At 73.2% G+C, this 6,063-nt stretch carries 5 protein-coding genes; 2 read left to right on the top strand and 3 right to left on the bottom strand.

Translation table 11 applies throughout. The annotated features are described in order from the left end of the window. On the bottom strand, nucleotides 1-339 hold a 339-nt coding region (locus G3I42_RS28955), incomplete at its 3' end, for a sigma factor (RefSeq protein WP_343244697.1). 222 nt (nucleotides 340-561) lie between these two features. Here G3I42_RS28955 and lon point away from each other — a divergent pair. Continuing rightward, nucleotides 562-2,976: an endopeptidase La gene (lon, locus tag G3I42_RS28950; RefSeq protein WP_164290713.1), complete on the top strand. Its 2,415-nt coding sequence runs from the start codon at nucleotides 562-564 to the stop codon at nucleotides 2,974-2,976. A gap of 139 nt (nucleotides 2,977-3,115) precedes the next feature. Here the strand turns inward: lon and G3I42_RS28945 are convergent, their stop codons facing one another. Beyond that, nucleotides 3,116-3,949, bottom strand: coding sequence for a lysozyme (locus G3I42_RS28945; protein WP_164290712.1), 834 nt, complete (start codon nucleotides 3,947-3,949; stop codon nucleotides 3,116-3,118). Nucleotides 3,950-4,167: 218 nt separating this feature from the next. Here G3I42_RS28945 and G3I42_RS28940 point away from each other — a divergent pair, with 218 nt between their 5' ends. Further along, nucleotides 4,168-4,593, top strand: a complete 426-nt coding sequence (locus tag G3I42_RS28940) for a MarR family winged helix-turn-helix transcriptional regulator (protein ID WP_164290711.1) — start codon at nucleotides 4,168-4,170, stop codon at nucleotides 4,591-4,593. A gap of 15 nt (nucleotides 4,594-4,608) precedes the next feature. Here G3I42_RS28940 and G3I42_RS28935 read toward each other — a convergent pair whose 3' ends face one another. Further along, nucleotides 4,609-5,451 carry a hypothetical protein gene (locus G3I42_RS28935; RefSeq protein ID WP_164290714.1) on the bottom strand — a complete coding sequence of 281 codons (843 nt, stop codon included), beginning with the start codon at nucleotides 5,449-5,451 and terminating at the stop codon, nucleotides 4,609-4,611. Nucleotides 5,452-6,063: the final 612 nt, after the last annotated feature.

Genomic DNA, 6,063 nt, shown 5'->3' with positions numbered 1-6,063 from the left:
GTCCTCGGCCGAGGGGGCGGGCGGCACGGGCTCGGCGAGGGGGCGTCCCGCGCGCTCCTGACGGCGCAGCGCGTCGGCGAGGCGGCGGCTCGCGAGGGTCCACAGCCAGCCGCCCGTCTCGGCGCCGCGGTGGCGCGCGGCGGAGCGCCACACGGTCAGGAACGTGTCCTGGAGGATCTCGCCCACGAGTTCACGGTCGGGGCAGCGCCGTGCGAGCCGCGCGTGGAGCCAGCCGGAGTGGCGGTCGTAGAGCGTGGCGAGCGCGTCGGTGTCGCCCGCCGCGACGGCGCGCAGCAGCGCGGCGTCCTCCCCTGCCCCGGTGGGGCGTTCACGTCTCACACCCCCTCTATCGCCCGGCGGGGCCGCGGCGGTTCACGGCGGCCGGTATGAATTTCGTACGGGCCGGGAACAGCGCGCGGCCCGAAGGCGCTCGGGTACGACGAGGGCGGTGCGCGCCCGGCTCTCCGGGTGATCGCTGTGGGCGAACAAAGAAGCGGGAACATCGGAGCCTCCCCGGACATTGAGTCGGTACAGCTCAACTTGACTGCCGAAGGGGAGATCATGGCTCTGACGTCCGCACCGCTCACCCTGCCCGTGCTGCCGCTCGACGACGAGGTCGTCCTGCCCGGCATGGTCGTGCCGCTCGACCTCTCGGACGGCGAGGTGCGCGCCGCGGTGGAGGCCGCCCAGGCCGCCGCCCGCTCCGGTGGCTCCGGGGGCAAGCCGGAGGTGCTGCTCGTGCCGCGCGTCGACGGCGACTACGCCGCCACCGGCGTGCTCGGCACCGTCGAACAGGTCGGCCGCCTCGCCGACGGCCACTCGGGGGCCCTCGTCCGGGGCCGGGCCCGCGTCCGCATCGGCGCGGGGACCACGGGCCCGGGCGCCGCGCTCTGGGTCGAGGGAACACGTGTCGAGGAGTCCGTGCCCGAGCCGCTGCCCGGCGCGGTGTCCGAACTCGTCACCGAGTACAAGGCGCTCGCCACCGAATGGCTCAAGAAGCGTGGCGCCTGGCAGGTCGTGGACCGGGTCCAGCAGATCGACGACGTGGCCGCGCTCGCCGACAACTCCGGGTACTCGCCCTTCCTCACCACCGCCCAGAAGACCGAACTCCTGGAGACCGCCGACCCGGTCGCGCGCCTGAAGCTCGCCACGCTCCAGCTCCGCGAGCACCTGGCCGAGCAGGAGATCGCCGAGACGATCGCCAAGGACGTCCAGGACGGCGTGGACAAGCAGCAGCGCGAGTTCCTGCTGCGCCGTCAGCTCGAAGCGGTCCGCAAGGAACTGCGCGAGCTGAGCGGTGAGGACGGCGAGGACGAGAGCGACGACTACCGCGCCCGCGTGGAGGCGGCGGACCTGCCGGAGAAGGTCCGCGAAGCCGCGCTCAAGGAGGTCGAGAAGCTGGAGCGCGCGAGCGACCAGAGCCCCGAGGGCGCCTGGATCCGCACGTGGCTCGACACGGTGCTCGACCTCCCCTGGAACGAGCGCTCCGAGGACGCGTACGACATCCGCGGCGCCCGCGCGGTGCTCGACGCCGAGCACGCGGGCCTCGACGACGTGAAGGACCGCATCACCGAGTACCTCGCCGTGCGCAAGCGCCGCGCGGACCGGGGCCTCGGCGTCGTCGGCGGCCGTCGCGGCGGCGCGGTGCTCGCGCTCGTCGGGCCTCCCGGCGTCGGCAAGACGTCGCTCGGCGAGAGCGTGGCGCACGCGATGGGCCGCTCCTTCGTCCGGGTCGCGCTCGGCGGCGTACGCGACGAGGCCGAGATCAGGGGCCACCGGCGCACGTACGTGGGCGCGCAGGCAGGCCGCATCGTGCGCGCGATCAAGGAGGCCGGGTCGATGAACCCGGTGGTCCTCCTGGACGAGATCGACAAGGTCGGCTCCGACTTCCGGGGCGACCCCGCCGCGGCCCTGCTCGAAGTCCTCGACCCCGCGCAGAACCACACCTTCCGCGACCACTACCTGGAGGTCGAACTCGACCTCAGCGACGTCGTCTTCCTCGCCACGGCGAACGTCCTGGAGTCGATCCCCGAGGCCCTGCTGGACCGCATGGAGCTGGTCCGCCTCGACGGCTACACCGAGGACGAGAAGGTCGTCATCGCCCGCGACCACCTGCTCCCGCGCCAGCGCGAGCGGGCCGGTCTCACCGAGGACGAGCTGACCGTCGACGAGAGCGCGCTGCGCAAGCTCGCGGGCGAGTACACGCGCGAGGCGGGCGTACGGAACCTGGAACGGGCCCTCGCCCGGCTCCTGCGCAAGCTCGCCGCCCAGCACGAACTGGGCGAGCGGGAGCTGCCTCTCACGGTGACGGAGGCGGAGCTGCGCCCGCTGCTCGGGCGGCCCCACCACGTACCGGAGTCCGCGCAGGACCCCGCCGAGCGGCGCACGGCGGTGCCGGGGGTCGCGACCGGGCTCGCGGTGACGGGCGCGGGCGGTGACGTCCTCTACGTGGAAGCGTCGCTCGCCGACCCCGAGACCGGCGGCGCGGGGCTGACGCTCACCGGTCAGCTCGGCGACGTCATGAAGGAGTCCGCGCGCATCGCGCTCTCGTTCCTGCGCTCGCACGGCGCGGAGCTGGAGCTGCCCGTGGGCGACCTCAAGGAGCGGGGCGTGCACATCCACTTCCCGGCCGGGGCGGTCCCGAAGGACGGGCCGAGCGCGGGCATCACGATGACGACGGCGCTCGCCTCGCTCCTGAGCGGGCGCCAGGTGCGGCCCGACGTCGCCATGACGGGCGAGGTCTCGCTCACCGGGCGCGTGCTGCCGATCGGCGGCCTCAAGCAGAAGCTGCTCGCCGCGCAGCGCGCCGGGATCACGACGGTCGTGATCCCCAAGCGGAACGAGCCGGACCTGGACGATGTCCCCGCCGAGATCCTCGCGAAGCTCGACGTCCACCCGGTCACGGACGTCCGCCAGGTCCTGGAGCTGGCGCTCGCTCCCGCGGGCGCGGGGGAGCGGGAGGCGGTGGCCGCCTGACGGGCGGACCGGCCCTCCGCACCGGCCCGAAGGAGCCGGTGGCCGGGACCCGCGCGGTCCCGGCCACCGGCGTCCGGCCTCAGCCTTCGGCGTCCGGCCTCAGCCTTCGGCGTCCGGCCTCAGCCTTCGGCGTCCGGCCTCAGCCGTTGGCGAGGGCCTTGACGCGGTCCAGGGCGCCGTTGAACTTGTTGTGGTCGCCCACCGTCGGGCCCGTCGAGGTGTACTGCCACATCGTGTAGAAGCCCCAGCCGGCCGGCAGGGTCCCCACCGAGGAGGCGTAGCGGGCCACCCAGAGCGGGTTCGTGGAGCCGAAGGCGGCGGAGTTGCCCGTGCAGCTCTGCCACCAGCTCGTCGCCGTGTAGATCACGACGTCACGCCCGGTGCGGGCCTTGTAGGTGTTGGCGAAGTCCTTGATCCAGCTCACCATCGCGGAGGCGGACTTGCCGTAGCACTGGGCGCCGTACGGGTTCCACTCGATGTCGAGGACACCGGGCAGGGTCTTGCCGTCCTTCGACCAGCCGCCGCCGTGGTCCACGAAGTAGTTGGCCTGCGTGGCGCCGCTCGTCGTGTCGGGGGTCGCGAAGTGGTACGCGCCCCGGATCATGCCGACGTTGTAGGAGCCGTTGTACTGCTGGGCGAAGGACGGGTTGGTGTAGTACGTCCCTTCGGTTGCTTTGGAATACGCCCACTTGACGCCGCTGTTCCACAGCGCGCTCCAGTTGACGTTCCCCTGGTAGCTCGCGACGTCGACGCCCTCGGTCTGGGCGGCGCGGGTGTCGCGGGGGAGGCCGCCGACCCCGTCGTGGGCGGCGACGCCCATGCCGAGGTAGGCGCTGCCGCGCTCGGGCACGGAGGGCTCGTCGGCGGCCTGGGCGGCCACCGGCAGGGCGAGGAGGAGGGACAGGGCTGCGAGGAGAGGTCCGGCCGCTCTGAAACGGGAGCGACGGGATGATCGGATCGTATGCACGGACATAGCGTGCCTCCGAGAGGTCCGGCTTGTGGGGAACCTGACGATATGTGCCGCGGCCGGGTCGGGCGCCGTGGCCATGTCAAAACGGAAGCTACGCGAGTAGAGCCGGGACGGGGTAGGGCACCTTTTGGCCGTCACTGGTCCAGTCCTGGGAAATACTGGACACGCTGCGGTTTCACCCCCGAGAGAGGGCTGTTTTTCAGCCGCCAGGAACGGACGTCATGACCGAGAACGCCTTTCTCGCCCTGGAGCGCGAACTGAGCCTCCTCCTGCGCCGGGCGAGGGCCACGTCGATGGAACTCGCGGGCGAGGTCCACCCGGGCCTGGAGTCGGCCGCGTACGGCTTCCTCGTGCGTCTGGAGAGCGGCGGACCCCAGCGCGCCACGGATCTCGCGGCGTACTTCGGCGTCGGCAAAGCGACCGTCAGCCGCCAGATCCGCGCCCTCGAACGCCTCGGTCTCGTCACCCGCGCCCCCGACCCCGACGACGGCCGGGCCAGCCTCGTACGTCTCACCCCCGAGGGTGAGGCCCGCTTCCGCCAAGTGCGCGAACGCCGCCGCGCCGGCTACGTCGAGGCGATGTCCGGCTGGCCCCCCGGCGAGGTCGCGGAACTGGCCCGCCTGCTGCACCGCCTGAACGGGTTGTGAGCCCGGCCCCCCGCGCTACCTCCCCCCGCCTCCCACCTCCGCCAGGATCACGCTCGCGTCGTCGTGCCGCTTCCCCCGCTTCGCACCGCCCTCGGGGGAACGCTCCAGGCGGCGCACCTCGCCGAGGAGGGCGCGGGGGCCGCGGTTGCGCAGCAGCGTCGCGAGGGCGGTCCAGTCGCCCTGGTGGAAGCGCTCGGTCCAGCGGGTCGCGCCGTCGCTGAGGGCGATGAGGCAGTGCAGCCCCGCCAGGGGCGTCTCGCCGGTCAGGGCGCGCGCGGCGACGTCCGGGTCGGCCGCCGCCGTGAAGAAGCCGCCCTCCGCGTTGCGCAGCGACTCCACCGCGCGCGCGTACGCGGCCCGGGCCGCCTCCCGCTCCCCGTCCGCCGCGTCCCGTACCGCCGCGCGCTCCGCCGCGAGCGGCAGGTGGTCGAGGCGGTCGTCGAGCACGGCCCGTACCGCCCCGTCCTGTCCCACGAGCAGCAGCACCGAGTCCGACAGGACCAGGTGTTCGGCCCGCGTGCCGTCCCAGCGGGCGAGCACGACGGTGGCCTGCGGGGTGCGGGGGTGAGAAAGGTCACAGGTCGCCCGATGGAGTTCCGCCGTGCGCCGGATGGACAGGGCCAGGATTTCGCGGAGCGTCAGGTCGGGGCGCGAAACGGACAGTTCGTTGAGGGCGCCCCCGAGCCGGGACACGTACCAGGGCACGCTGTGTGCGCACCCCGTCGCTCCTTCGGGTGGTGTGACCCCGTCAAGAAGGACGAGGCAACCGCCCTGTCCGGAAGCGGGAAGCGAGACACAGGTGAAGTCCTCGTCGGCCCGGTCGCTCCCGCCGGGCTCGGTGACCAGTTCGGCGCGCATCACGACAGTCTGCACGAGCCCTTCACAGAGGCCCCTTCAGGCCCCGTCACGGGTGGATTCCGCCTGGTCAGCGACTGATTTGAGGCGGAATGATCAGTTCCGTGACGGTGGCGGCGCGGTATCTTGCCAAAGCCCGCCGTGCGCGTCCAACCGGCGCACCACGCACGCGGACATCCGGGGAATGGGAAACTTGCTCCCCAACTCCCCGGGACGGTTCACTCCTTCGGGTGGCGGGGCAGGCGATGCGCGCGGCCGCCTCCCGAAGGCACTGGAATGGTCGCGAACGCAACGCGGGGGCGCCTGCGCTGACAACCCGTCACCCAGGCGCAGGGGCAGGACGAGTCAGGAATGTGAGCACCGGTGCAGAAAACGCGGCCTCGGGGCAAGGGCGGAGCACGGAGCGAGGAGGAGGTGGCCACGGCGCGGGACCAGCCGATTCCCCCTCAGGCCGGGGGGCGCGAGACCACGCGCCCCGGTGGGGACGAGCCGCCCGCCGCGCCGGACGACCCGGCCTCCGCCCCGGATCAGCGGGCTCCCGCTTCGGACCAGCGGCCCCCCGCGCAGGACCAGCCGCCCCCCGGCCGGGGCGCGTCCGAGGCCCAGGGCGCACAG

It is taken from the genome of Streptomyces sp. SID11385, from assembly GCF_010548245.1.
Classification (GTDB): Bacteria; Actinomycetota; Actinomycetes; order Streptomycetales; family Streptomycetaceae; genus Streptomyces.
Note: the sequence above shows the minus strand (reverse complement) of the source record. Positions and strands in the feature narration are given on the sequence as shown.

Coding starts and splice junctions, on each gene's coding strand:
- G3I42_RS28945 (WP_164290712.1), bottom strand. CDS start 3,949: ATGTCCGTGCATACGATCCGATCATCCCGTCGCTCCCGTTTCAGAGCG.
- G3I42_RS28940 (WP_164290711.1), top strand. CDS start 4,168: ATGACCGAGAACGCCTTTCTCGCCCTGGAGCGCGAACTGAGCCTCCTC.
- G3I42_RS28935 (WP_164290714.1), bottom strand. CDS start 5,451: ATGCGCGCCGAACTGGTCACCGAGCCCGGCGGGAGCGACCGGGCCGAC.
- lon (WP_164290713.1), top strand. CDS start 562: ATGGCTCTGACGTCCGCACCGCTCACCCTGCCCGTGCTGCCGCTCGAC.